This is a genomic window from Paraburkholderia caballeronis, assembly GCF_900104845.1.
GTDB classification, from domain to species: Bacteria; Pseudomonadota; Gammaproteobacteria; order Burkholderiales; family Burkholderiaceae; genus Paraburkholderia; species Paraburkholderia caballeronis.
This window is the reverse complement of sequence record NZ_FNSR01000001.1, coordinates 547509-573638: the sequence shown is the minus strand read 5'-3', so window position 1 is coordinate 573638 and position 26130 is coordinate 547509. Positions and strand designations below refer to the sequence as shown.

The 26130-nt window shown below is 67.4% G+C and carries 25 protein-coding genes; 17 read left to right on the top strand and 8 right to left on the bottom strand.

The features are described from left to right. The first annotated feature begins 231 nt into the window (after positions 1 to 231). The 8 genes from paaA (at position 232) to BLV92_RS02415 (ending at position 6480) form a co-directional block, all read left to right on the top strand. Positions 232 to 1230 carry a 1,2-phenylacetyl-CoA epoxidase subunit PaaA gene (gene paaA, locus BLV92_RS02450; protein WP_090541954.1) on the top strand — a complete coding sequence of 333 codons (999 nt, stop codon included), beginning with the start codon at positions 232 to 234 and terminating at the stop codon, positions 1228 to 1230. A 51-nt stretch (positions 1231 to 1281) separates the two neighbouring features. Continuing rightward, positions 1282 to 1566, top strand: coding sequence for a 1,2-phenylacetyl-CoA epoxidase subunit PaaB (gene paaB, locus BLV92_RS02445; protein ID WP_010092957.1), 285 nt, complete (start codon positions 1282 to 1284; stop codon positions 1564 to 1566). 12 nt (positions 1567 to 1578) lie between these two features. Beyond that, positions 1579 to 2382 (top strand): 1,2-phenylacetyl-CoA epoxidase subunit PaaC, encoded by an 804-nt coding sequence (paaC, locus tag BLV92_RS02440; protein ID WP_090541952.1) that lies wholly within the window; start codon positions 1579 to 1581, stop codon positions 2380 to 2382. Between the two features lie 28 nt (positions 2383 to 2410). After that, positions 2411 to 2941, top strand: a complete 531-nt coding sequence (paaD, locus tag BLV92_RS02435; protein WP_244283734.1) for a 1,2-phenylacetyl-CoA epoxidase subunit PaaD — start codon at positions 2411 to 2413, stop codon at positions 2939 to 2941. Position 2942: 1 nt separating this feature from the next. After that, positions 2943 to 4031 (top strand): 1,2-phenylacetyl-CoA epoxidase subunit PaaE, encoded by a 1089-nt coding sequence (gene paaE, locus BLV92_RS02430; RefSeq protein ID WP_090541948.1) that lies wholly within the window; start codon positions 2943 to 2945, stop codon positions 4029 to 4031. A 126-nt stretch (positions 4032 to 4157) separates the two neighbouring features. Further along, on the top strand, positions 4158 to 4958 hold the full coding sequence (locus tag BLV92_RS02425; protein ID WP_090541946.1) for a DUF1835 domain-containing protein: 801 nt from the start codon (positions 4158 to 4160) through the stop codon (positions 4956 to 4958). A 4-nt stretch (positions 4959 to 4962) separates the two neighbouring features. Further along, positions 4963 to 5571: a TetR/AcrR family transcriptional regulator gene (locus BLV92_RS02420; protein WP_090541944.1), complete on the top strand. Its 609-nt coding sequence runs from the start codon at positions 4963 to 4965 to the stop codon at positions 5569 to 5571. Between the two features lie 240 nt (positions 5572 to 5811). After that, positions 5812 to 6480: a GNAT family N-acetyltransferase gene (locus BLV92_RS02415; RefSeq protein ID WP_090546775.1), complete on the top strand. Its 669-nt coding sequence runs from the start codon at positions 5812 to 5814 to the stop codon at positions 6478 to 6480. A gap of 92 nt (positions 6481 to 6572) precedes the next feature. Here the strand turns inward: BLV92_RS02415 and BLV92_RS02410 are convergent, their stop codons facing one another. Next, the gene (locus tag BLV92_RS02410; protein ID WP_090541943.1) at positions 6573 to 7067 is read right to left on the bottom strand and encodes an Lrp/AsnC family transcriptional regulator; all 495 of its coding nucleotides are present in this window, start codon (positions 7065 to 7067) and stop codon (positions 6573 to 6575) included. Positions 7068 to 7212: 145 nt separating this feature from the next. Here BLV92_RS02410 and hppD point away from each other — a divergent pair, with 145 nt between their 5' ends. Then, positions 7213 to 8310: a 4-hydroxyphenylpyruvate dioxygenase gene (gene hppD / locus BLV92_RS02405; RefSeq protein ID WP_090541941.1), complete on the top strand. Its 1098-nt coding sequence runs from the start codon at positions 7213 to 7215 to the stop codon at positions 8308 to 8310. 154 nt (positions 8311 to 8464) lie between these two features. Here hppD and BLV92_RS02400 read toward each other — a convergent pair whose 3' ends face one another. Further along, positions 8465 to 8653: a hypothetical protein gene (locus BLV92_RS02400; protein ID WP_090541939.1), complete on the bottom strand. Its 189-nt coding sequence runs from the start codon at positions 8651 to 8653 to the stop codon at positions 8465 to 8467. Between the two features lie 391 nt (positions 8654 to 9044). Here BLV92_RS02400 and BLV92_RS02395 point away from each other — a divergent pair, with 391 nt between their 5' ends. Next, positions 9045 to 12656: an indolepyruvate ferredoxin oxidoreductase family protein gene (locus tag BLV92_RS02395; RefSeq protein ID WP_090541937.1), complete on the top strand. Its 3612-nt coding sequence runs from the start codon at positions 9045 to 9047 to the stop codon at positions 12654 to 12656. A 194-nt stretch (positions 12657 to 12850) separates the two neighbouring features. Here BLV92_RS02395 and BLV92_RS02390 read toward each other — a convergent pair whose 3' ends face one another. Both BLV92_RS02390 and BLV92_RS02385 read right to left on the bottom strand, forming a co-directional pair. Then, the gene (locus BLV92_RS02390; protein WP_090541935.1) at positions 12851 to 15139 is read right to left on the bottom strand and encodes an NADP-dependent malic enzyme; all 2289 of its coding nucleotides are present in this window, start codon (positions 15137 to 15139) and stop codon (positions 12851 to 12853) included. A 324-nt stretch (positions 15140 to 15463) separates the two neighbouring features. Further along, complete coding sequence (locus BLV92_RS02385) at positions 15464 to 16714, bottom strand: MFS transporter (protein ID WP_090541933.1); 1251 nt, start codon at positions 16712 to 16714, stop codon at positions 15464 to 15466. A 402-nt stretch (positions 16715 to 17116) separates the two neighbouring features. Between BLV92_RS02385 and BLV92_RS02380 the strand changes: the two genes are divergently transcribed. After that, positions 17117 to 17803: an orotate phosphoribosyltransferase gene (locus tag BLV92_RS02380; protein WP_090541931.1), complete on the top strand. Its 687-nt coding sequence runs from the start codon at positions 17117 to 17119 to the stop codon at positions 17801 to 17803. Between the two features lie 110 nt (positions 17804 to 17913). Here the strand turns inward: BLV92_RS02380 and BLV92_RS02375 are convergent, their stop codons facing one another. Continuing rightward, positions 17914 to 18612, bottom strand: a complete 699-nt coding sequence (locus BLV92_RS02375) for a response regulator (protein ID WP_090541929.1) — start codon at positions 18610 to 18612, stop codon at positions 17914 to 17916. A 263-nt stretch (positions 18613 to 18875) separates the two neighbouring features. On the opposite strand from BLV92_RS02375, the gene BLV92_RS02370 reads away from it, so the two are divergent. The 3 genes from BLV92_RS02370 to argC all read left to right on the top strand — a co-directional run bounded on the left by BLV92_RS02370 (position 18876) and on the right by argC (position 21381). After that, a complete protein-coding gene (locus BLV92_RS02370; RefSeq protein ID WP_166676747.1) occupies positions 18876 to 19496 on the top strand; it encodes a YbhB/YbcL family Raf kinase inhibitor-like protein in 621 nt (206 codons plus the stop codon). 172 nt (positions 19497 to 19668) lie between these two features. Further along, positions 19669 to 20247 (top strand): flavodoxin family protein, encoded by a 579-nt coding sequence (locus tag BLV92_RS02365; protein ID WP_090541925.1) that lies wholly within the window; start codon positions 19669 to 19671, stop codon positions 20245 to 20247. A gap of 186 nt (positions 20248 to 20433) precedes the next feature. Further along, entirely contained in the window at positions 20434 to 21381 is a 948-nt protein-coding gene (argC, locus tag BLV92_RS02360; protein ID WP_090541924.1) for an N-acetyl-gamma-glutamyl-phosphate reductase, read from the top strand. A 269-nt stretch (positions 21382 to 21650) separates the two neighbouring features. On the opposite strand, the gene BLV92_RS02355 is transcribed toward argC, so the two are convergent. Next, on the bottom strand, positions 21651 to 22013 hold the full coding sequence (locus BLV92_RS02355) for a response regulator (protein ID WP_090541922.1): 363 nt from the start codon (positions 22011 to 22013) through the stop codon (positions 21651 to 21653). A 292-nt stretch (positions 22014 to 22305) separates the two neighbouring features. Further along, a complete protein-coding gene (locus tag BLV92_RS02350; RefSeq protein WP_090541920.1) occupies positions 22306 to 23175 on the bottom strand; it encodes an NAD(P)-dependent oxidoreductase in 870 nt (289 codons plus the stop codon). 90 nt (positions 23176 to 23265) lie between these two features. Here BLV92_RS02350 and BLV92_RS02345 point away from each other — a divergent pair, with 90 nt between their 5' ends. Together BLV92_RS02345 and BLV92_RS02340 are read left to right on the top strand one after the other, a co-directional pair. Beyond that, the gene (locus tag BLV92_RS02345) at positions 23266 to 24093 is read left to right on the top strand and encodes a Mut7-C RNAse domain-containing protein (protein WP_090541918.1); all 828 of its coding nucleotides are present in this window, start codon (positions 23266 to 23268) and stop codon (positions 24091 to 24093) included. After that, positions 24068 to 24349 carry a hypothetical protein gene (locus BLV92_RS02340; RefSeq protein WP_090541916.1) on the top strand — a complete coding sequence of 94 codons (282 nt, stop codon included), beginning with the start codon at positions 24068 to 24070 and terminating at the stop codon, positions 24347 to 24349. Before BLV92_RS02345 ends, BLV92_RS02340 begins: the two co-directional genes overlap by 26 nt. 87 nt (positions 24350 to 24436) lie before the next feature. On the opposite strand, the gene BLV92_RS02335 is transcribed toward BLV92_RS02340, so the two are convergent. Next, positions 24437 to 24643, bottom strand: a complete 207-nt coding sequence (locus tag BLV92_RS02335; protein ID WP_090541914.1) for a hypothetical protein — start codon at positions 24641 to 24643, stop codon at positions 24437 to 24439. A gap of 271 nt (positions 24644 to 24914) precedes the next feature. On the opposite strand from BLV92_RS02335, the gene BLV92_RS02330 reads away from it, so the two are divergent. Continuing rightward, positions 24915 to 25877 carry a DMT family transporter gene (locus tag BLV92_RS02330; RefSeq protein WP_090541912.1) on the top strand — a complete coding sequence of 321 codons (963 nt, stop codon included), beginning with the start codon at positions 24915 to 24917 and terminating at the stop codon, positions 25875 to 25877. Positions 25878 to 26130: the final 253 nt, after the last annotated feature.

The window sequence follows — 26130 nt, the reverse complement described above, 5'->3', positions numbered from 1 at the left end:
CAACGAACAAGCGGCCGGTCGCGAACCGGGCGAGTACCACCGGCGTCGCCCATTCCCAAGCCGCGGCAGAGACCCGGCCTGAGCCGCGAGCCGAACCCCCGCCTAAAACCAGCAGCCAACGACCACCCATACCAACCCCACCTTGCTCCACCTCAAAATTTTTATATACCGACCGGTCGGTTGATTTATACTGCGCACCATCACCCACTTCCCCCATCGAGAGCATTCGCCATGTACACGCAATCCCTCGACATTCCCGGCAACGTCGCCCCGCTCGACGCGGCCGACGCGTCCCCCGAGCAGGCCCGGTTCGACGCCGCGATCGCCGCCGACGGCAAGATCGAGCCGCAGGACTGGATGCCCGACGCTTACCGCAAGACGCTCGTGCGGCAGATCTCGCAGCACGCGCACTCGGAAGTCGTCGGCATGCTGCCCGAAGGCAACTGGATCACCCGCGCGCCGAGCCTGAAGCGCAAGGCGATCCTGCTCGCGAAAGTGCAGGACGAGGCGGGTCACGGTCTTTATCTGTACAGCGCGGCCGAGACGCTCGGCGTGTCGCGCGACCAGCTGATCGACGCGCTGCACGCGGGCAAAGCCAAGTATTCAAGCATCTTCAACTACCCGACGCCGACATGGGCGGACGTCGGCGTGATCGGCTGGCTCGTCGACGGCGCCGCGATCATGAACCAGATCCCGCTGTGCCGCTGCACGTACGGCCCCTACGCGCGCGCGATGATCCGCATCTGCAAGGAAGAGTCGTTCCACCAGCGCCAGGGCTTCGACGCGCTGCTCGCGATGATGCAGGGCACCGACGCGCAGCGCGAACTGGTCCAGCAATCGGTGAACCGCTGGTGGTGGCCGGTGCTGATGATGTTCGGCCCGAGCGACGCCGATTCGGTCCACAGCAACCAGTCCGCGAAATGGGGCATCAAGCGGATCACGAACGACGACCTGCGCCAGAAGTTCGTCGACGCGACCGTCGAGCAGGCGAAGGTGCTCGGCGTCACGCTGCCCGACCCGGACCTGAAGTGGAACGAGGAGCGCGGCCACTACGACTACGGCGCGATCGACTGGGACGAGTTCTGGCGCGTCGTCAACGGCGACGGCCCGTGCAACCGCGAGCGTCTCGGCACGCGCGTGAAGGCGCACGAAGAAGGCGCATGGGTGCGCGAAGCCGCGCTCGCCCATGCGGAAAAACAACGTCAGCGCGCGGCGAAGCTCGCCGCCTGACCACGGCCGCGAAGCCGGCACCCCGTACGTATCAGGTATCAGGAGATTCAGATGAACAAGGAATGGCCGATCTGGGAAGTGTTCGTGCGCAGCAAGCAGGGACTGGATCACAAGCATTGCGGCAGCCTGCACGCGGCCGACGCGTCGATGGCGCTGCGCATGGCGCGCGACGTCTACACGCGCCGCCAGGAAGGCGTCAGCATCTGGGTGGTGCCGTCGTCGGCGATCACCGCGTCCGATCCGAACGAGAAGGCGGAACTGTTCGAACCGGCCGGCGACAAGATCTATCGCCATCCGACGTTCTACACGCTGCCCGACGAAGTCAACCACATGTAAGGGCGCGCCGACATGACTCCCACGCCTGAACATCTCGCGTACGTGCTGCGTCTCGCGGACACCGCGCTGATCCTCGGCCAGCGCAACACCGAATGGTGCGGCCACGGTCCGGTGCTCGAAGAAGACATCGCGCTCGCGAACATGAGCCTCGACCTGATCGGCCAGGCGCGCCTGCTGTACACGCACGCGGCGACGCTCGACCGCACGCTGACCGGCCGCGAGCGCACCGAGGACGACTACGCGTACTTCCGCGCCGAACGCGAGTTCGCGAACTACACGCTCGCGGAACTGCCGCATTTCGGCCCGCTCGTCGGCACCACGCATTCGTCGAACGACTACGCGGTGACGATCGTTCGCAACTTCCTGTACGCGGCGCTGATGGCGCATCTGTGGACCGCGCTGCTGCGCTCCACCGATCCGCAGCTCGCGGCGATCGCCGAACGCTCGATCAAGGAAACGCGCTATCACGTGCATCACGCGCGCGAATGGCTGATCCGTTTCGGCGACGGCACCGACGAGTCGCACGACCGCGCGCAGGCCGCGCTCGACTGGCTGATGCCGTACACGCGCGAGTTCTTCGCTACTGACGCGGTCGAGACGGCCGTCGCCGAAGCCGGCATCGCGCCGCTGACGTCGGACCTCGAAGCCGCATGGCTCGCCGACGTGCAGGCCGCGCTCGACGAAGCGACGCTGACGCTGCCCGCGCCGGTGAAGCACGTGAGCACCGGCAAGCTCGGCGAGCATTCGGAGCACATGGGCTTCGTGCTCGCGGAAATGCAGAGCCTCGCGCGCCAGCATCCGGGCGCGCGCTGGTAACGCGGGGAACACGACGATGAACGCAACGATGACTGCAACTGCCGACGCCGCGATCGAGCGCGCGCGCGAAGTGCTGGAGCAGGTGCCCGATCCGGAGATTCCCGTCGTGTCGATCCGCGAACTCGGCATCCTGCGCGACGTGCGGCGCGCGGACGACGGCCAGCTCGAAGTGGTGATCACGCCGACCTATTCCGGCTGTCCGGCGATGTCGCAGATCGCCGAGGACGTCGCGCACGCGCTCGACGCCGCCGGCCTCGCGCCGTACCGGATCGAGACGACGCTGTCGCCCGCGTGGACGACCGACTGGATCACCGACGACGCGCGCGAGAAGCTGCGCGCGTACGGCATCGCGCCGCCGACCGGCCGCTGCGGCACCACTGCGGCCGCGCCGGCCGAGCGGCCGATCGCGTTCATCCCGAAACCGCTCGCGGCGCCCGCGTGCCCGCGCTGCGGGTCCGCGCACACCGAGCGCCTCGCGCAGTTCGGCTCGACCGCATGCAAGGCGCTGTATCGCTGCATCGACTGCCGCGAACCCTTCGACTACTTCAAACCCTACTGATATGGCCACCCCGCAATTCCATTCGCTGCGCATCCGCGAAGTGCGGCCCGAGACCGCGGACGCGGTGTCCGTCGCGTTCGAGGTGCCCCCCGCGCTGCGCGAAGCCTACCGCTTCACGCAGGGGCAGTTCGTCACGCTGAAAACCCACATCGACGGCGAGGAGACGCGCCGCTCGTATTCGATCTGCGTCGGCGTCACCGACTACGACCGCGACGGCGAACTGCGCATCGGCATCAAGCGCGTGCGCGGCGGCCGTTTCTCGAACTTCGCGTTCGACACGCTCGCGCCCGGCCACACGATCGACGTGATGACGCCGGACGGCCGCTTCTTCACGCACCTGAACGCAGACCACGGCAAGCAGTACGTCGCGTTCTCCGGCGGCTCGGGCATCACGCCGGTGCTCGCGATCGTGAAAACGACGCTCGAACTGGAGCCGCGCAGCACGTTCACGCTGGTGTACGGCAATCGCAGCGTCGACGCGATCATGTTCGCCGAGGAGCTGGAGGACCTGAAGAACCGCTTCATGAACCGGTTCGTGCTGTATCACGTGCTGTCGGACGACCTGCAGGACGTCGAGCTGTTCAACGGCGTGCTCGATCAGGCGAAATGCGCACAGTTCCTCGACACGCTGCTGCCGGCCGACGCGATCGACGAGGCGTTCATCTGCGGCCCCGCGCCGATGATGGACGCGGCCGAAGCCGCGCTGAAGGCGGCCGGCGTCCCGGCGGCCAAGATCCACGTCGAACGCTTCGGCACGCCGCTGCCGCAGGCCGGCGTGCCGCCGGTCGAGATCACCGAAAACACGCCCGCCGCCGACCTCGAAATCGTGATCGACGGCAAGAAGCGCAAGATGCGCCTGCCGTACGAAGGCGTGAGCCTGCTCGACGTCGGCCTGCGCGCGGGGCTCGCGCTGCCTTACGCGTGCAAGGGCGGCGTCTGCTGCACGTGCCGCGCGAAGGTGCTCGAAGGCGAAGTGAAGATGGACAAGAACTACACGCTGGAAGAGCACGAGGTGCGCGACGGCTTCGTGCTGACCTGCCAGTGCCATCCGGTGAGCGAGCGCGTGGTCGTGTCGTTCGACGAGCGCTAGAGCAACGGTCCGCTTTCGACCTGGCGGCGATCCGCTTACACTAGGGGCCGCCCGCGACCGGCAGATGCCGGCGGCGGGCGGCCTTTGCGTTATGAGCGGGTCCCTCGCGTATCCGATGAGCTGTCGATGACCACGATCCATATCACCTGCGGCGAACCCGTCGCGGCGGCGCTCGGCGCCGCGCTTCGCGACGCGGACCGCGCCGGCCGCGTGATCGCGCTGCACGACGACCTGACGGTCGGCCCGCTGCGCCATGCCGACGAATCCGCCGGCGACCGCGTCGCGTTCTGGCAGCGCGCCGGCGGCACGCCCGAAGCCGTGCTGCGCGGCGAAGCCGCGATGTTCGACGCGCTCGAAGAAAGCGACGAGCCGGTCGTGATCTGGCACACGCCCGACGCCGCCGACCAGCTGGCGCTGCGGCGCGTCTGCTACCGGCTGCGCAACGTGCCGCAGCGGCTGAACGAAGTGCGGCTGTGCGCCGACGACGTGCCGGCGGCCCCCGCCGCCGCGGTCTCCCGGATCGCCGCGCGGCTGCCCGACGCCGCGCCGATCTCCGTGCTGCGCATCACGCGGCTCGCGCTCGAATGGCAGGAGGCGCGCTTCGCGAACGGCGAGACGCGCCGGTGGCGCGACAACACGTTCACGAGCGGCACATTCGCGGACCTAGACGCGCTGATCGTCGAAGCCGCCGACGCCGCGCGCGGCGAATGGCTGTCGCCCGCGCAGATCGGCGCCGCGCTGCCGCGCGCGGGCGCCGGCTTCACCGTTCGCGAGCCGGTCGTGCTGTGGCGTCTGCGCGAACTGGCCGCGAACGGCGGGCTGCGGCTGCGCGACGACCTGCACGCGGCGCACGCGCCGGGCGCTTCCGCCGGCCGCACCGCCCCGGCGGGCGGCGCGCGCACCCCGCACCTTTCCCTCCCCCGCTGACACCATGGCACGCACCCGAGCGCCCGATCACGAAACCCAGCGCGACCAGATTCTCGAACTCGCCGCCGAAAAATTTGCGCAGACCAGCTACCCGAGCACGTCGATGGCCGACCTGGCCGCCGCGAGCGGCACGTCGAAGGCGCGGCTCTACCATTACTACGAGAGCAAGGAAGCGATCCTGTTCGATCTGCTCGACCGCTACACGAAGCGGCTGATGCTGATCATCGCGGAGGTCGAGGGCGCGAGCCAGCGGCGCGGCCTCGACGAGCGCGAGACGTTCGCGGAGCTGATCCGCGCGTTTCTCGCCGAGTACGAGACCTCGCACAGCCGGCACGTCGCGCTGCTGAACGACGTGAAGTACCTCGTCGATACGCAGCGCGAGATCGTGCTGAACCGGCAGCGCGACGTCGTCGCCGCGTTCACGCGGCAGCTCGCGCGCGCGTATCCCCAGCAGGTCACCCGCGAGAACCAGACCGCGCTGACGATGATGGTGTTCGGGATGATCAACTGGACGTTCACGTGGCTGAAGCCGGGCGGCCGTATGGGCTACGGCGACTTCGCGGAACAGGTGATCGGCGTGATCGACCACGGGCTGCGGACGGCGGCCGCGTAAGCCTGCGCCTTTTGCGAAGCAGCATCCGGGCGCGGGCGATCGTCGGGTCCCCGCAACATCCATCCGCAGCCGAACCATTTGATTTTTATCATCAAAATCAAATGGTTGCGCGCAATAAGAATGTAAACAAGCATTCAACTCAAAGGCTGGATACGGGTTTTCCCTAGTCCGAAAAATCGTTTTCCGTTAGAATCCGTTCTGCATTGCACCATGCAGCACGAATTCAAGGAGAACCCGCCGATGAACAAGCCTGACATTCTGGCCGCCGAGCCGATCGTGACAACCGATCGCCCGCTGTGGGCCGGCGGTCGCGCGCCCGTTCTGGTGCGAGTCCTCACTTCGAACGACCGTGACCGTCTGCGCGCGCACTTTCTGTCGCTCGACGAGGAAGACCGCCTGCTGCGCTTCGGCCAGGCCGCGCCGGATCACGTGCTCGAAAGCTACGTCCGCGGCATCGACTTCACGTCGGACACCGTGTTCGGCGTGTTCGACCGCGAACTGCAACTGGTCGGCGTCGGCCACCTCGCGTATCTGCCGGCCAACGGCAACGGCCGCACCGCCGAATTCGGCGTCTCGGTGCTCGAAAGCGCGCGCGGCCAGGGCGTCGGCTCGAAGCTGTTCGAGCGCGCAGCGATCCGCAGCCGCAACACCCACGTGACGACGCTGTACATCCACTGCCTGTCGCGCAACTCGACGATGATGCACATCGCGAAGAAGTCCGGCATGAAGATCGAATACGCATACGGCGAAGCGGACGCGTACCTGTCGCTCGAACCGGCCGACCAGAACAGCATCATCACGGAGATGCTGCAGGAACAGGCCGCCGTGTTCGACTACGCGCTGAAGCGTCAGGCGCGCCAGGCGTCGAAGCTGATCGAGTCGATCCTGCCGCAGCCGGTCGCGGCCTGATCGCAGTACGGCAACGAATCACCACGAAAGGCGGCTTCGGCCGCCTTTTTTGCGTCCGGCGCGGACCGCACCGCCCGGCATGACGCCCGCCGTCAGACGATCGGCAGCGCGGTCGTCTCCTTGAACGTCTCCAACGAAAAGCTCGTTTTCACGTCGACCACCGACGGATGGTGCAGCAACTGCTCCTGCACAAAACGCGAGAAGTGCGCCATGTCCTCGATCTGCACGCGCAACAGGTAGTCCATGTCGCCGGTCATCGCGTGGCACGCGACGACTTCCGGCCACGTCTGCACCGCCGCGCGAAACAGGTCGGCGTGCGTCGAGCCCGCGCGGCCCGGCGCGATCGGCCCGCGCTTTTCCAGCCGCACATTCACGAACGCCAGCAGCCCGAGCCCGAGTTTCTGCGGATCGAGCAGCGCGACGTAACCGCGAATCACGCCGCTTTCCTCCAGCCGCCGGATCCGCCGCAGACACGGACTCGGCGACAGGTTCACCCGCTCCGCGATCTCCTGGTTCGACAGCCGCCCGTTCTCCTGCAGGATCGCGAGGATACGGCGGTCGATTGCATCCATTTCCACTGCAGCCATTTTCTGTCGCCCAGCCATCAAATGGAGACAGTTTATAGCGCCGTCTCGGAAGCGGGCGATTAAGTTCGCAAGTTTCCGCCCCATCCGCCCCGCTACACTGGCCGGATCGAAACGCGACAATCCGTATCAGGAGAAGGAGACAACCATGCAGGTTCCCACCTGGGACAACCCCGTCGGCACCGACGGCTTCGAGTTCATCGAGTACACCGCGCCGGACCCGAAGGCGCTCGGCCAGTTGTTCGAGCGGATGGGCTTTACGGCCATCGCGCGCCATCGCCACAAGGACGTCACGCTGTACCGCCAGGGCGACATCAACTTCATCGTGAACGGCGAGCCGGACTCGTTCGCGCAGCGTTTCGCGCGGCTGCACGGCCCGTCGATCTGCGCGATCGCGTTCCGCGTGCAGGACGCTGCACAGGCGTACCGCCGCGCGCTCGAACTCGGCGCATGGGGCTTCGACAACAAGACCGGCCCGATGGAGCTGAACATCCCGGCGATCAAGGGCATCGGCGACTCGCTGATCTACTTCGTCGACCGCTGGCGCGGCAAGAACGGCGCGGCGCCCGGCAGCATCGGCGACATCGGCATCTACGACGTCGATTTCGAGCCGATCCCCGGCGCCGACCCGAACCCGGTCGGCCACGGCCTCACCTACATCGACCACCTGACGCACAACGTGCACCGCGGCCGTATGAGCGAATGGGCCGAGTTCTACGAACGGCTGTTCAATTTCCGCGAGGTCCGCTACTTCGACATCGAGGGCAAGGTGACCGGCGTGAAGTCGAAGGCGATGACGTCGCCGTGCGGCAAGATCCGCATCCCGATCAACGAGGAAGGGTCGGAAACGGCCGGCCAGATCCAGGAATATCTCGACGCGTACCACGGCGAAGGCATCCAGCACATCGCGCTCGGCACCGGCGACATCTACCGGACGGTCGACGGCCTGCGCGCGTCGGGCATCGCGCTGCTCGACACGATCGACACGTATTACGAGCTGGTCGATCGCCGCGTCCCGAACCACGGCGAGCCGCTCGACGAGTTGAAGCAGCGCAAGATCCTGATCGACGGCGCGCCCGACGATCTGCTGCTGCAAATCTTCACCGAGAACCAGATCGGCCCGATCTTCTTCGAGATCATCCAGCGCAAGGGCAACCAGGGTTTCGGCGAAGGCAACTTCAAGGCGCTGTTCGAATCGATCGAACTCGACCAGATCCGGCGCGGCGTCGTGAAAGACCCCGCATGACGCGCGTCGCATAACGCACCCGTGCCATCCGCCCGCGTCGCAAACAGAAAGGGCGAAGATCTCGCGATCTTCGCCCTTCGTTGAGGTGAGCCGCGCGATGTCCGTCGCCGGCAGGTGAACCGGAAGGCCGCGCGCGATCAGCGCGGCCTATGCGTCATGCGTCGCGCTCCGGGCGGGCGACGGGTTGTGCGCACGCGCCGGCCTTCGCCGGCGCAATCTGTTGCGCGGTGCGAGCGGTCGCATTCGCGGGCGTCTTGACGCCCGCGTTCGAATGCAGCGGCGCGCTCATCGCAAAGAACGCGGCCGAGACCGTCAGGAAGGTCTGGATATGTCGATTGTTCATGCGTACTCCTTTTGTCAGACATGCCTGTTGCGGTTGCGCCCCGCTTCGTGAGCGGCGCGCAAGTCGGCACAGGTGAGGTGGTTAGACAGGAATATCAAGAGCGGTTCGTCTGCTGGCGATCTTTTACACCCGGTTACAGCGCGCATCATCCTGATACAGCGACTGTCACACGCGCGAAACGGACGCTCCGGCAACCCTGCGACGGCGCTGTCGCAGCGCGGCCGCGCCGTCGCGCGACATGCTTTTCTGGTGGCGAGCGGCGGGTTTGCCCCAGTGCTACCATCGCTCAAAACAAGCCAATATGGCGACCCCGGCCAACGCATTCACAAGATGCCGAGGCCCTGAAGTTCTGGTGATCCCAAAACGGATGGTGGATGGAGGAGTACAAATAATGAATGCCCCGCTAGACGCCGGTCAGCGAGCTTCGCTCGAAGCCGCGCTCGCTTCCGTCACGCTCGACGACAAATACACCCTCGAACGCGGCCGCGCGTACATGAGCGGCATCCAGGCGCTCGTGCGTCTGCCGATGCTGCAGCACGCACGCGACCGCGCCGCCGGACTCAACACCGCAGGGTTCATCTCCGGTTATCGCGGCTCCCCGCTCGGCGGACTCGACCAGTCGCTATGGAAGGCCAAACAGCATCTGGCCGCGAATCAGATCGTGTTCCAGCCCGGCGTCAACGAAGACCTCGCGGCCACCGCCGTCTGGGGCTCGCAGCAGGTGAACCTGTACCCCGGCGCGAAATACGACGGCGTGTTCTCGATGTGGTACGGCAAAGGCCCCGGCGTCGATCGCTCCGGCGACGTGTTCAAGCACGGCAACTCGGCCGGCTCGTCGCGACACGGCGGCGTGCTGGTGCTCGCCGGCGACGATCACGCGGCGAAGTCGTCGACGCTCGCGCATCAGTCCGAGCACATCTTCAAGGCGTGCGGACTGCCGGTGCTGTTCCCGTCGAACGTGCAGGAGTATCTGGACTTCGGCCTGCACGGCTGGGCGATGAGCCGCTATTCGGGCCTGTGGGTCGCGATGAAGTGCGTGACCGACGTGGTCGAATCGTCGGCGTCGGTCGAACTCGACCCTCACCGCACCAACATTCTGCTGCCGTCCGACTTCGCGATGCCCGACGGCGGCCTCAACATCCGCTGGCCCGACCCGCCGCTCGTGCAGGAAGCGCGGCTGCTCGACTACAAGTGGTACGCGGCGCTCGCCTACGTGCGCGCGAACCGGCTCGACCGCGTCGAGATCGACTCGCCGCATGCGCGCTTCGGCATCATCACCGGCGGCAAGGCCTATCTGGACGTGCGCCAGGCGCTGACCGACCTCGGCCTCGACGACGAGACCTGCGCACGCATCGGCGTGCGGCTCTACAAGGTCGGCTGCGTGTGGCCGCTCGAAGCGCAGGGCGCGCAGGCGTTCGCGCGCGGGCTCGAAGAGATTCTGGTCGTCGAGGAAAAACGGCAGATCCTCGAATACGCGATCAAGGAAGAGCTGTACAACTGGCCGGACGCGCAGCGCCCGCGCGTGTACGGCAAGTTCGACGAGAAGGACGGCGCCGGCGGCGAATGGTCGGTGCCGATGGGCAACTGGCTGCTGCCCGCGCACTACGAACTGTCGCCGGCGATCATCGCGAAGGCGATCGCGACGCGGCTCGACAAGTTCGACCTGCCGTCCGACGTGCGCGCGCGGATCGCCGCGCGCATCGCGATAATCGAAGCGAAGGAAAAGGCGCTCGCGGTGCCGCGCGTGCAGGTCGAGCGCAAGCCATGGTTCTGCTCGGGCTGCCCGCACAACACGTCGACGAACGTGCCGGAAGGCTCGCGCGCGATGGCCGGCATCGGCTGCCACTACATGACGGTCTGGATGGACCGCAACACGAGCACGTTCAGCCAGATGGGCGGCGAAGGCGTCGCGTGGGTCGGCCAGGCGCCGTTCACGAACGACAAACATGTGTTCGCGAATCTCGGCGACGGCACCTATTTCCACTCGGGGCTGCTCGCGATCCGCGCGGCGATCGCGTCGAAGGCGAACATCACGTACAAGATCCTGTACAACGATGCGGTCGCGATGACCGGCGGCCAGCCGGTGGACGGCGTGCTCACCGTGCCGCAGATCACGCAGCAACTGGCGGCCGAAGGCGCGGCGAAGATCGTGATCGTCACCGACGAGCCGCAGAAGTACGACGGCATCACGTCGCTCGCGACCGGCGTCACGATCCACCATCGCGACCAGCTCGACGCAATCCAGCGCGAGTTGCGCGAGGTGCCGGGCACGACGATCCTGATCTACGACCAGACCTGCGCGACCGAGAAGCGCCGCCGCCGCAAGCGCGGCGCTTATCCGGACCCGGCGCGGCGCGTCGTCATCAACGAGGCGGTCTGCGAAGGCTGCGGCGACTGCTCGGTGCAGTCGAACTGCCTGTCGGTCGAGCCGCTCGAAACCGACTACGGCACGAAGCGGCAGATCAACCAGTCCACCTGCAACAAGGACTTCTCGTGCCTGAAGGGCTTCTGCCCCAGCTTCGTGACGGTCGAGGGCGGCCAGTTGCGCAAGCCGAAGGCAGCAGGCGTCGCACGCGATGCGATGCCGCCGATCGCGACACCCGACGTGCCGGCCATCGCCCGCCAGAATGGCACGTACGGCGTGCTGGTGACCGGCGTCGGCGGCACCGGCGTGGTGACGATCGGCGCGCTGCTCGGGATGGCCGCGCATCTGGAGAACAAGGGCGTCACCGTGCTCGACGTGACCGGCCTCGCGCAGAAGGGCGGCGCGGTGATGAGCCACGTGCAGATCGCGAACCAGCCCGCCGACATCCACGCGACCCGCATCGCGATGGGCGAGGCGAGCCTCGTGATCGGCTGCGACGCGATCGTCACCGCGAGCGACGACTGCGTGTCGCGGATGCAGGCAGGCCGCACGCACGTCGTGCTGAACAGCGCGCCGACGCCGACCGCCGACTTCATCAAGAACCCGAACTGGCAGTTCCCCGGCTCGAACACCGAGGCCGACGTGCGCGCGGCCGCCGGCGCTGACAACGTCGCGATCGTCGATGCGAACCGCTACGCGCTGGCGCTGCTCGGCGACGCGATCTACACGAATCCGTTCGTGCTCGGCTACGCGTGGCAGCGCGGCTGGCTGCCGCTCACGCACGAGTCGCTGACGCGCGCGATCGAACTGAACGCAGTGCAGGTCGAAAAGAACCTCGCGGCGTTCGAATGGGGCCGCCGCACCGCGCACGATCCGGACACGGTGAAACAACTGGTCGATGCGCAGGCGGGCGCGGCGCACGCGTCCGACGCGGCCGGCGCGAAGATCGTGTCGCTGCACACGCCGAAGTCGCTGGACACGCTGATCGACAAGCGCATGCGCTACCTGTCCGCGTATCAGAACGATGCGTATGCGGCGCGTTATTACGCGGTCGTCGATACGGTGCGCGCGGCCGAAGCGAAGCTCGACGTCGCGGACACCACGCCGTTCGCGCTGACCGAAGCGGTCGCGAAGAACCTGCACAAGCTGATGGCGTACAAGGACGAATACGAGGTCGCGCGGCTGTATGCGGACCCGGCGTTCGTCGAAAGGCTGAAGGCGAGCTTCGAAGGCGACTGGAAGCTGAACTTCCACCTCGCGCCGCCGTCGTTCGCGAAACACGACGCGCAAGGGCATCTGCTGAAGAAGCAGTACGGCCCGCGGATGCTCACCGCGATGCGCGTGCTCGCGAAGCTGAAGCTCCTGCGCGGCACGGCGTTCGATCCGTTCGGCCGCACTGAGGAGCGCCGGCACGAGCGCGCGCTGATCGGCGAATACGAGGCGCTGGTGCGCGAACTGTCGGGCGGGCTGACGGCCGACAATCGCGCGCTCGCGGTCGAGCTTGCCAGCCTGCCGGACGGCATTCGCGGTTACGGCCACGTGAAGGAGAACAACCTGAACGCGGTGCGCGCGAAGTGGGCGACGCTGCTGGCGAAGTGGCGCTCGCCGCAGGGCGACGCGGCGCGGCACGCGGCGTAGGTCTCCGCTGTCCGCCACTGTCCGCGACAGACGATAAAGGGCAATAAAACGAAGGGCGCTCCGCAAAAACGGAGCGCCCTTCTTCTTTCCTGTCGCCGAAGCGAATCGCGACGCACCGGAGCCGCCGCTACGACGTGGAATGGAAGCCGCGCCGGCCAGCCGCACCAAACGCGACCGACCGGTTCACCCCACCCTCAACTCGCCGCAGCCGCCTTCCCGACCACCGCGTTGGCCGCCGCGACGGCCGTCATGTTGATGATCCGCCGCACGGTCGCCGCCGGCGTCAGGATATGCACCGGCTTGCTCGCGCCGAGCAGGAACGGCCCGACCGTCACGCCTTCGCCGCTGACCATCTTCAGCAGGTTGTACGTGATGTTCGCCGCCTCGACGTTCGGCATGATCAGCAGGTTCGCTTCGCCCGTGAGCGCCGTGCCCGGGAACGCCTGCTTGCGCACGACCTCGGACAGCGCCGCGTCGCCGTGCATCTCGCCGTCCACTTCGAGCTGCGGCGCGCGCGCGACGATCAGCTTGCGCGCGGCGGCCATCCGCTGCGACGTCGCCGACGGAATGCTGCCGAAGTTCGAGTTCGACAGCAGCGCGACCTTCGGCGTGATGCCGAACTTCTCGATCTCGCGCGCGGCGAGAATCGTCATGTCCGCCAGCTGCTCGGCGCTCGGCACTTCGTTCACGTAGGTGTCGCAGATGAACAGGTTGCGGCCCGGCAGCATCAGCAGGTTCATCGCCGCGTAGTTGTCCGGCTGCTCGCCGTTGCGCAGCACCTGCTCGATGAACTTCAGGTGGCTGTGGTAGCTGTCGATCAGGCCGCAGATCATGCCGTCCGCGTCGCCGAGATGCACGAGCATCGCGCCGATCAGCGTGTTGAACTTGCGCAGCGCGGCCTTCGCGACCTCGGGCGTCACGCCTTCGCGCGCGCCGAGTTCGTGATACGCCTGCCAGCATCGCTGGTAGCGCGGATCGTCCTCCGGATTCACGATCTCCAGATCGACGCCCGCGCGCAGCTTCGAGCCCATCTTCTGCAGCCGCATCTCGACGACGGCCGGACGGCCGACGAGGATCGGCTTCGCGATCTTCTCCAGCAGCACGAACTGCGCGGCGCGCAGCACGCGCTCGTCCTCGCCTTCCGCGAACACGATGCGCGCGGTGTTCGCTTTCGCCGCCGCGAACACCGGACGCATCACCATGCCGGTCCGGTACACGGTCGTGCCGAGCTGCTCGCGGTACGCGTCCATGTCCGCGATCGGGCGCGTCGCGACGCCCGAATCCATCGCGGCCTGCGCGACGGCCGGCGCGATCTTGATGATGAGGCGCGGATCGAACGGCTTCGGAATCAGGTACTCGGGGCCGAATTCCAGCGAGTGGCCTTCATACGCCTTCGCGACTTCGTCGCCCTGGTCGGTCTCTTCCGCGAGTTCGGCGATCGCGCGCACGCACGCGAGCTTCATTTCCTCGGTGATCGTCGTCGCGCCGACGTCGAGCGCGCCGCGGAAGATGAACGGGAAACACAGCACGTTGTTCACCTGGTTCGGATAATCCGAACGGCCCGTCGCGATGATCGCGTCCGGACGCACTTTCTTCGCGTCCTCCGGGCGGATCTCCGGTTCCGGGTTCGCGAGCGCGAGGATCAGCGGCCGGTCGCCCATGTCCTTCACCATCTCCGGTTTCAGCACGCCGGCGCTCGAACAGCCGAGGAACACGTCGGCGCCCTTGATCGCGTCCGCGAGCGTGCGCGCGTCGGTGGTCGCCGCATAACGCGCCTTCGACGGATCGAGACTGCCGCGCCCTTCGTAGATCACGCCCTTCGAGTCGGCGACGAGGACGTTGTCCTTCTTCAGCCCGAGCTTCACCAGCAGGTCGAGGCACGCGATCGCCGCCGCGCCCGCGCCGGAGCACACGAGCTTCACGCGGCCGAGTTCCTTGCCGACCACCTTCAACCCGTTCAGGATCGCCGCCGACGCGATGATCGCGGTGCCGTGCTGGTCGTCATGGAAAACCGGAATCTTCATCCGCTCGCGCAGCTTCTGCTCGATGTAGAAGCACTCGGGCGCCTTGATGTCTTCGAGGTTGATGCCGCCGAGCGTCGGTTCGAGCATCGCGATCGCCTCGACGAGCTTGTCCGGATCGGACTCGGAAAGCTCGATGTCGAACACGTCGATGCCCGCGAACTTCTTGAACAGGCAGCCCTTGCCTTCCATCACCGGCTTCGCGGCGAGCGGGCCGATGTTGCCGAGGCCGAGCACCGCGGTGCCGTTCGTCACGACGCCGACCAGGTTGCCGCGCGACGTGTACTTCTGCGCGTCGAGCGGTTCGTCGTAGATCGCCATGCACGCGGCCGCGACGCCCGGCGAATACGCGAGCGACAGGTCGAGCTGGTTCGACAGCGGCTTGGTCGGCGTGACCGAAATCTTGCCGGGCCGCGGATTCTGGTGATACGCGAGCGCGCTTTGCTTCAGTTGTTCATCCATTTGATGGGCCTGCCTGGACTTGAGAGACGTGAAAGATATGTTGTTCGAAGTTTGGTCCGCCGCCGCGCCCTCCTGTCCGTTGTCTCCTGCCTCGCGAGCGTCGCGAAAACGAGGCTCGCTTGCGGCACTGCAACAGACACCGCGTCGAACCGTTCGGAGCATCGAAGACGGCGCAGGCGATCTGGCGGGCGACCAGTGTACACCGCGTGCGACGAAGCGCACCCGCATGCGCCGCATGCAAAACCATCCATGAAACAAGGGGGAAAATGCGAAAGGAACGCCGGACGGCGAGGGGCCGCGGACTCGCGCGCGGCCCGGTCCGCGTCAATCGAGCGCGGCGCCGCGCCGTTCGGGAATGAGGAGAAGCGTCGCGAGAATGTCGAGCACGTAGATCGACGCGAGCATCGCGAGCGCCGCGCCGAACGAGAAGCGCGCGGCGAGCGCGCCGACCGCGAGCGGCCCGAAGCCGCCGACCGCGCGGCCGATGTTGAACAGCACGTTCTGCGCGGTGGCGCGCGCGGCGGTCGGATACAGCTCGGAGATCAGCGCGCCATAACCGCCGATCATCCCGTTCACGAACACGCCCATCGCCGCGCCGCCGACAAGCAGCGCGAACGGCGTCGTCAGGTGCGCGTAGACGATCACCATCACGACCGCGCCCGCCTGGTAGAACAGGAACGCCGGGCGGCGGCCGAAGCGGTCGGCCGCGATGCCGAACAGCCAGATGCCGACCGCCATCCCGCCGACCGTCGCGGCGGTCCACAGCCCCGACTTCGTCAGCGTGTAGCCGAACGACTTCGACAGATACGCGGGCAGCCAGATCATCAGCCCGTAGTAGCCGAAGTTCTGCACCGAGCACAGCACCGCGACGCCGACGCTCGCGCGCGTGGTCCGCGCGTCGGCGACGAGCATCCGCAGCGGCCTCGGACGCTGCTCGCGCGCGGCCTGCGTCACGCGCTCCGAATGCGCGACGAACAGCGCCGGCTCCTCGACGCGCCGGCGCACGAAAAACGACACCGCGGCCGGCACGAGCCCGAGCGCGAACATCCCGCGCCAGCCGATCAGCGGCAGCAGCAGCGGCGTGAGCAGCGCGGCGGCCAGCACGCCCGCCTGCCAGCCGAGCCCGACATACGACGACGCCCGCGCGCGCAGATGCGCGGGCCACGCCTCGGCGACGAGCGCCATGCCGATGCCGAACTCGCCGCCGAGCCCGATGCCGGCGATGGTCCGGTACACGAGCAGGTCCGCGTAGCCGCGCGCAAGCGCGCACAGGCCGGTGAACACCGCGAACAGCAGGATCGTCCACGTGAGCACGCGCACGCGGCCGAAGCGGTCGCTCAGCAGGCCGAAGCCGATGCCGCCCGCGACCGCGCCGACGAGCGTCCACGTGACGAGGCCGCCCGCCTGCGCCGGACCGAGGTGCAGGTCGGCGCTGATCGCGGGCAGCATGAAGCCGAGCATCAGCAGGTCGAAGCCGTCCATCGCGTAGCCGAGCACCGACGCGACGAGCGCGCGGGCGGCGTAACCGGGCTGCGCGCCGGCGGCGGGATTGGCCGAAGGGGAAACGGCGGTCATGGGGGTCCTCGGGGCGTGGTTCCGCGCGCGGCATTCGCGGAAAACCGGCGTGAGTGTAAAGGCGGGAACCGGGTGTCACAACCGGGAAAGAAAAAGGCGGAGCCGGGCCGTCGCGGCGCGAAGGCCGGTCGAAGTTCGCACCGCGGTCCGCCTTGCCGCCCGGCAACGGCTCCGGACCGAGGTGCGCCAGCCGAACCGCCAGCCGCCGCCCCGACTCGTCGTCGTCGCCCAAGTCGGGTAAAATAGCGGGCTACGCGCGCAGGCAAGCCGTCCGGATCGAGCGACTCTCCCCGTCCCGGATCGCGCATGCAACAGGCACGAAGGCACCGCACCCCGGTCCCGACGCGCCGGCGCCACCGGGCCTCCGCCCGCCCTCCCGCTCATCGACCCAAGGATTCGCCCATGACAGGCTACGATCGCCAGACGATCTCGGACACGACCGCCAAAATGCTGCTCGAAGTGCAGGCCGTGCATTTCAACGCCGAGAAGCCGTTCATCTTCACGTCCGGCTGGGCGAGCCCGGTCTACATCGACTGCCGCAAGCTGATCTCGTATCCGCGCGTGCGCCGCGGCCTGATGGAAATGGCCGAAGCGACGATCCTGCGCGACGTCGGCTACGAGCAGATCGACGCGGTCGCGGGCGGCGAAACCGCCGGCATCCCGTTCGCCGCATGGCTGTCGGACCGCCTGATGGTGCCGATGCAGTACGTGCGCAAGAAGCCGAAGGGTTTCGGCCGCAACGCGCAGATCGAAGGCCTGCTGACCGAAGGCCAGCGCGTGCTGCTCGTCGAGGACCTGACGACGGACAGCCGCAGCAAGATCAACTTCATCAACGCGCTGCGCACGGCCGGCGCGCAGGTGAACCACTGCTTCGTGCTGTTCCACTACAACATCTTCAAGGAGAGCGTGTCGGTGCTGAAGGACATCGACGTCGACCTGCACGCGCTCGCAACGTGGTGGGACGTGCTGCGCGTCGCGAAGGAATCGGGCTACTTCGAGACGAAGACGCTCGACGAAGTCGAGAAATTCCTGCACGCGCCGGCCGAATGGTCGGCCGCGCACGGCGGCGCGACCGCCGCGCCGCAATAACGCAATAGCGTGGCAGCGCGATAAGCCGATAACGCGCGCGATCGAAAAAAGGCCATCCGCCGGTTTCGGCGGATGGCCTTTTTGTTGCGCGCATCAACGACGTGGGGCGGTCAGCGCGGCTCGCCGATGTCGTTCTCGTCGTCCGGCACGCGCGCCGACAGGTTCAGCAGCCCGTTGCCCTGCGCGTACTGGAACAGCTCCGTATCCCGGTCGAGACCGAGCTTGCGCATCGCGGTGTTCTTCTGCGTGCTGATCGTCTTGATGCTGCGGTTCAGCTTGCCGGAGATTTCCTTGATCGTCAGACCCGACACGAAGAGGCGCACGACTTCCAGCTCGCGCTTCGACAGGATCACCTCGTCGCCCTTGCCGCCGTTGTTGATCCGCAGCGAGTCGAGCGCGACGCGCACCTGCGGGCTCATGTATTCGATGTCGCGGCTCACGTGCTGGACCGCCAGCGCGATGTGGCTCAGGTCGTCCGACTTGTGCACCACCGCGATCACGCCCAGTTCGCCGAGGCGCTTCAGCAGCGCGGGGTTTTCGAGCATCGTCAGCACGACGATCCCCACCTCCGGGAAGTTGCGCCGCAGATAGCCGATCAGCGGCAGGCCGTCGCCGTACTGGCCGCCCGGCATCGCGAGATCGGTGACGAGCACGTCGCACGGGATCGTCTGCAGCGCCTTGATCAGCTCGGTCGACTGGCGCGCGCGCGCAACGACCTCGATGCCGGGAAACTTCAGCATCGCCTGCTCGGCACCGAGCAGGATTACCGGATGATCGTCTGCCACCACGACCCTGATTGACTGCAGCATTGCTCCTCCACGTTGGCGGCCGTCCCCTGATTGCCGTATTGCGCCGCGCCGCCCGCCTTCCGCGTCACGCCTGCCGCCGACGCCCGCGACTATAGCCGATTCCCTTCATCCGGCACGCGACGCTGTACTGTTCTCTTTGTACGCACCGAATGGCTGTCCGCGCTACCTTTATATCTGAAGAAGTTTCGATCTGGAGCACAAATCGACGCGCGCTGTCAGGATAGCGTGATCGGCATCTCACAAATGCGCAGGAGAACCGGATGATGCGTCGTCTGCCCCGTCGTCTACCCCATCCTCTGGCCGTCCCGCCGCCGCACCGCACGCCGCTTCGAGCGGCGCTTTCCACCCTCGCCGCAGGACTCCTTTGCGCGCTCGCAACGCCGTCGCAGTCTCAGGCGGCCGGTGCGTTCGCGCTCGCCAGCGCGGATCTGCGCGACGGCGGCACCGTCGATGCGAAACAGGTATTCGACCGCGGCAACTGCCACGGCGGCAACCGGTCGCCGCAACTGTCGTGGAGCAATCCGCCCGCCGGCACGCGCAGCTTCGCGGTCACGATGTTCGATCCCGACTCGCCCGGACGCGGCTGGTGGCACTGGGCGGTCGCGGGCATTCCGTCCCAAACGCTCGCGCTGCCGGAAAACGCGAGCGCCTCCGGCCACCTCGCGAAGCTCGGCGCGGTCGAGGCGCGCAACGACTTCGACGTCGACGGTTACGGCGGCCCGTGTCCGCCGCCCGGCAAACCGCATCGCTACGTCGTCACCGTCTATGCGCTCAGCATCGAGAACCTGCGGCTCACGCAGGGCCGGCCGGCCGCGATGTTCGACCGCGAGATCGGCACGTCGACGCTCGGCAGCGCGACGCTGACCGTCACGTACGGCCGCTGACGCCGTTTTCGCCCAGGCCGGCCGCCCGCGCGATTTAGCTTCGCTAACGAAATTCATTCGTTCCCGCGAGTGCGCCGCGCGGGCGCGCGATGGTCATCGGAAGTGATTAAGATGATGCGGCGCGACACCCGTGCGATCCCTTCCCGAAGCCAACTTTCCAGCGGAGTTCGTCATGTCGAAGATCGTCATCGTTTATCACAGCGGCTACGGCCACACGAAGAAACTCGCCGAGGCGGTGCTCGCCGGCCTGCAGGGCGCGGGCGCGGACGCGAAGCTGTTCAGCGTCGCGGACGTCGACGACGCGGCATGGGCGGCACTGGACGCCGCCGACGCGATCGTGTTCGGCGCGCCGACCTACATGGGCGGACCGTCGGCCGACTTCAAGAAGTTCGCGGACGCGACGTCGAAGGCGTGGTTCACGCAGAAATGGAAGGACAAGATCGCGGCCGGCTTCACGAACTCGGCGACGATGAATGGCGACAAGTTCTCGACGATCCAGTACTTCGTGACGCTCGCGATGCAGCACAGCATGATCTGGACCGGCACCGGCATGATGCCGTCGAACACGAAGGCCGCGACCCGCAACGACCTGAACTTCGTCGGCGGCTTCACCGGGCTGCTCGCGCAATCGCCAGCCGACGCGTCGCCGGAAGAGGCGCCGCCCGCCGGCGACCTCGAAACCGCGAAGGCGTTCGGCGCGCGCGTCGCCGGCGTGACCGCACGCTGGCTCGCCGGCCAGGCCGCCGCCTGACCTTCGCGCGGGCCGCAAGGCCCGCATCCCGTTCGGCGGCGTCGCGAATACGCGACGTCCGTCCGCCTTCTGCCGCGTCCCGCCCTCCCGCTGTCACACGTTGATCCGCATCAGGTCTTAAAATAGCGTTCCGCTGCCGCCATGGCGGCGGAACGCCCCGAATCCCCGCGTTTCAGAGAGACCGAGATGAGCACGAAAGTTTTTGTCGATGGCCAGGAAGGCACGACCGGCCTGAAGATCTTCGAATACCTGTCGCAGCGCAGCGACGTGGAAGTGCTGCGCATCGACGAGGCGAAGCGCAAGGACGTCGACGAACGCCGCCGTCTCATCAACGCGTCGGACGTCACGTTCCTGTGCCTGCCGGACGTCGCGTCGCGCGAATCCGCGTCGCTGGTCGAGAACGGCAACACCGTGCTGATCGACGCGAGCACCGCGTTCCGCACGAGCGCGGACTGGGCGTACGGCCTGCCGGAACTGACCCGCTCGCAGCGCGCGCGCGTGCGCGACGCGAAGCGCATCGCGGTGCCGGGCTGCCACGCGTCGGCGTTCATTCTCGCGATGCGTCCGCTCGTCGAGGCGGGCGTCGTGGCGCCGGAATTCGCCGCGCACAGCTACTCGCTGACCGGCTACAGCGGCGGCGGCAAGAAGATGATCGCGGAGTACGAAGCCGGCGACAATCCGAAGCTCGCGAGCCCGCGCCCTTACGCGCTCGGCCTCACGCACAAGCATCTGCCGGAAATGACGGTTCACGGCGGCCTGAAGTCCGCGCCGATCTTCACGCCGATCGTCGGCCCGTTCTACAAGGGTCTCGCGGTGACGACCTATTTCACGCCGCAGCAACTCGCGAAGCGCGTGACGCCGCAGGACGTGCTGGCGCTGTTCGCCGAGTATTACGCGGGCGAGCAGTTCGTGCGCGTCGCGCCGTTCGACGCGGAGGCGAATCTCGACGCCGGCGCGTTCGACGTGCAGGCGAACAACGACACGAACCGCGTCGATCTGTTCGTGTTCGGCAACGAGGAACGTTTCGTGACGGTCGCGCGGCTCGACAATCTCGGCAAGGGGGCGTCGGGCGCGGCGATCCAGTGCATGAATCTCGCGGTCGGCGCGGCCGAGGACAGCGGCCTGAAGGGTTAAACGGCGCCAGGCGCCGTTCGGCCTCCCGGCCCGACGAAAACCGGCTCGTGTCCCGAGCCGGTTTTTTTATGCGCGCTTTTTGCGCCGGCGGGTTCGGCAGGACGATTGAAAAAACGCGGACGAAAAAAAGCCCGCCTAATGTAGGCGGGCTGAATCCATATCAGAGGAGACATGGAGGAGACAGAACCGAGTATAACGAAGCCCGTGATGCATCGCAACATGTAAAGTAGTGCGCACCCTATATGTTGCAAAAATGCAACGCAAATTCATCAGCCGATCATTGACAGGATGAACGTCAGTTGGTCGAGGCCCACCGGCCGCACCAGATGCACGTCGAAGCCGGCGGCCAGCGCGGCCTCGCGGTGCTGCGACTCGCCCCAGCCGGTGAGCGAGATCAGCAGCGGCGCGCGCTCGCCGCACGCGGCGCGCAGACGACGCGCGGTCGCGGCCGGGTCGTCGCCCGACAGCGCCGGCGCGACGATCGCCGCGTCCGGCTGGAACCACGCGGCCGTCGCCACTGCGGCGTCGAGCGTGCGCGCGACCTCGGTCGCATAACCGAGGCCGGCCAGCAGCGCGGACAGCCCGGTTATCGATTTTTCGTCGTCGTCGGCGATCAGAATTCGCGCGTCCATTCGCCGTGCCCCGTGTGCGTGTCGTTCATCGTTCGTCTGCGCGCCGGCTCGCCGCGCGGCCGTGTCCGGTTTCGGGCGGCGCAACGCCGGAACGGCGGCGCGCCGGTTCGCGCAATTGTGCCGCCCGCGGCGGCACGCGATTGTGCGTCAGCGCGCGGAAAACACGTGCTTGCGTCAACGCGGCGGCATCGGAAGCCGCCGGGAACGCGTAACGGCGAATGCGTGCGGAACCCCCGCGACGACGACGCTACCGCCGCCCAGCCGCGCGCCGCGCCGCGACTTCCCCGCGCGCCTAGCGCCCCGCCCGCCGCAACGCGACCTTGCCGAGCACTGCGAAATCGAGTTCGCCGTCGCCGTGCGCGACCGCTTCGAGCAGACTGTCGCGCACCGCGCTCGCGACCGGCAGCGGCGTCGACACCGCGTCGGCGGCCGCCAGCGCGAGGCGGACGTCCTTCAGCCCGAGCCGCGCCTTGAACATCGCCGGCTCGTAACGCTGCTCCGCGATCATCGTGCCGTAACCCTGATACACCGGCCCCGGGAACGGTCCGCCGGTCACGACGTCGAGGAAATCGCGCATCGCGACGCCATGGCCGGACAGCAGCGCCGCCGCCTCACCGAGCGTCTCGACGGCCGACGCGAGCATGAAGTTCGCCGCGAGTTTCATCACGTTCGCCTGCTGCGGCAGCGAGCCGATCCGCCATGTCTTCTGGCCGATCGCGTCGAAAAGCGGCTGCACGCGGTCGAGCGCCTCCGCCGGTCCGCCGGCGACGATCGTCAGCTTCGCGGCCTTCGCGACGTCCGGACGGCCGAGCACCGGCGCGGCGACGTAGTGCAGCCCGCGCTCCGCGTGCTCGCGCGCGAGCTGTTCCGCGAGCGCGACCGAGATCGTCGCCATGTTCACGTGCACGATCCCGCGCGGCACGTGTTCGAGCAGCGACGCATCGACGACTTCCCGCAGCGCCGCGTCGTCCGCCAGCATCGAAAACACGGCGTCGCCCGCGAATGCGTCGGCCGGGGTCGCGACGACCTCGGCGCCCGCGTCGGCGAGCGGCCGCGCGCGCTCCGCGGTGCGGTTCCACACGCGGACGCGATGCCCGGCCTTCAGCAGGTTCGCGACGATCGCGCCGCCCATTTCGCCGAGACCGATAAAGCCGATATCCATGCCATGCTCCTTCAGGTAAAAACCGGCAGTAAAGCACACCGGCGCGACGGTTGCAGGCGCGCCGCGCGGCGCGGTGCGATACTTGTCCGCATGGTCACCGCCACCTTCCGCTTCTACGAGGAGCTGAACGACTTCATCGCGCGGCCGCTGCGGCGCCGCGCGTTCCGTTGCGAGTGCGCGCGCCACGCGACCGCGAAGCACATGATCGAGGCGCTCGGCGTCCCGCACACCGAGGTGGAACTGATCCTCGTGAACGGCGAATCGGTCGGCTTCGATCATCCGCTCGCGGACGGCGACCGCGTCGCCGTCTATCCGAAGTTCGAGGCGTTCGACATCCGCCCGCTGCTGCGCGTGCGCGAAGCGCCGCTGCGCGACCCGCGCTTCGTCGCGGACGCGCATCTCGGCGGCCTCGCGCAACTGCTGCGGCTCGCGGGCTTCGACACGCTGTACGACAACGGCTACCCGGACGACGAAATCGAAGCGATCGCGACGAACGAGCAGCGGATCGTGCTGTCACGCGACCGCGAATTGCTCAAGCGGCGCGGCATCACGCACGGCTGCTACGTGCGCACGCTGAAACCGCACGCCCAGTTGCGCGAGCTGTTCGACCGGCTCGATCTCGCGGCGAGCGCGCGGCCGTTCCGCTTATGCCTGATGTGCAACGCGCCGCTGCGCCCGATCGAGCGCGAAGCCGTGCGCGAGCGCGTGCCGGAAGGCGTGTTCGGCCGCCAGCTCCGCTTCGTGACCTGCGACGTGTGCCGCCGCGTGTTCTGGGAAGGCTCGCACTGGAAGCGGATGCGCGCGGTGATCGACGCGGTGACGGAACCCGCGCCGCGTCACGACGCGGACAAGTGCGTACAATGCGCGGCACCGATCGATCCGGAGTCCCAGCATGGCCATGAAGAAGACCGACCTTGAAAAGAACAAGGCGCTGAAGTTGATCCACACGATGAAGCAGTCCGGCGCGGACCGCTTCGGCAAGGGCGCAGCCCCCACCGCCGACCGCCGCGAGCAGCGCCGGCTCGACCAGGAAAAAGGGCTCGTGCCGTTCGCGTGCAAGCTGAACGTCGATCTCGTTGCGCGGTTGAAGACGCGCGCCGAAAGTCACCCGGACGGCATGACCGGCCTCCTGACCGACCTGCTCGAAAAGGCGCTGCCGCCCGACGCGCAGTAAGCACCGGCAAGCGGGCACAAAAAAAGCCAGAGCGAATGCTCTGGCTTTTTCGCAATGGACGGCGCAAGCGCCGTCCGGTCACGCGTATCAGTTCTGCGTGCCCTTGTCCGTCGTGCCGGCGGCCGATGCCGCTTCTTCGACCTTCGCGCGCTTGCCGTGATGCTTCAACTGGCGATGCGGCTTCTTCGCCTTGGCGGGCGAAGCGGCTGCCGGCGCCGCGGCGTCCTGTGCGAATGCCTGAACCGAAATCAGTGCGACCGATGCTGCGATGAGCGAGGCGATAATCTTCTTCATGTGTTGTTCCCCAAACCTGGACGGAAGTTCGACCGGCACGTTGTGAATTGAAAGTACGGCTGCGAACAGCGACGCGATCCGTTGCCGGTCTCCACGGTCGTTTCGCGCGAAGCAGTATTACGCAGCGTAGGCCGTTTGTCATCCGCGACGAGGGGCGCTGTATTTTCCGGGAGACACCCGGCTTTCAATTCGGATACGATCGGATTCCGCCCGCGAGCCGCCGGCTTTCGCCGCCCGCGCGGCGGCGTTTTCGAAACCAAGAGATTCCCGCTTGAAATCCGCCACCCGCAAACACCTGCGCGCCAACCTGCTGATGCTCGCCGCCGCGATGATCTGGGGCTCGGCGTTCGTCGCGCAGCGACTGAGCCTCGACACCATCGGCCCGTTCCTGTTCACCGGCCTGCGCTTTCTGCTCGGCGCGGCGGTCGTGTCCGCGCTCGTGATCGGCCTGCGCTGGTCGGCCCGGCGCAACACCGTCAACGGCAATGGGGACGACCGCGCGCTACGCGCCGCCGCGCTCATGCCCGACGCCGCGCTGCTGCGCGCGGGCGCGGTGCTCGGCCTGCTGCTCGCGGTCGCGATCTCGCTGCAGCAGATCGGGCTGCGCTACACGAAGATCGCGAACGCCGGCTTCATCAGCTCGCTGTATGTCGTGATCGTGCCGATGCTCGGCGTCGTGCTGCGCCATCGCACCGGACTCGGCACGTGGCTCGGCGCGACGCTCGCGGCGGTCGGGCTGTATCTTCTCAGCATCAACGAACGGTTCACCGTGATGGACGGCGACTGGTATCAACTGGCCGGCGCATTCGTGATCTCCGCGCAGGTGATGCTGGTGGGCCGCTATGCGCGTCGGCACGATCCGCTCGTGCTCGCGCTCGCGCAGTTCGTCGCGTGCGGGCTCGCCTGCACGGCGATCGCACTCGCGGTCGAACCGGTGCGGCTCGCGGACATCGTGCGCGCCGGACCGACGATCCTGTACGGCGGCGCGTTGTCGGTCGGCGTCGGCTATACGATCCAGGTCGTCGCGCAACGCGACGCGGCGCCCGCGCACGCGGCGGTGATCTTCAGCATGGAAGGCGTGTTCGCGGCGCTCGCCGGCTGGCTCGCGCTCGGCGAGACGCTGACGCCGCGCGCGCTCGCCGGCTGTGCGCTGATGCTGGCCGGCCTGATCGCGTGCCAGTTGCTGCCCGCGCCGGCCGCGCACCGGGAACTGGAATCGGCCGAAAAGGTGTAGGCGCGGGACCGGCGCCGCCCGGTTCATCGGGCGCGCGATGCATATGCACTTTCGCTGCGGGACGCCCCCGCGCCCAAACCCTTCGCGAAACCCGTTTCCGTCATAGTTATCCACGCGCCCCTTTGGACAACATGGGGACCGTCCCGCTAACGGCCTGTGGAGCAGTTCTTGAAAACCCGGCCTGCATCGCGACGCCGCCAAAAGTTATTCAGGCGACGCGCAACGGGTACAGCGTTTTTCCGCATGGCTATTC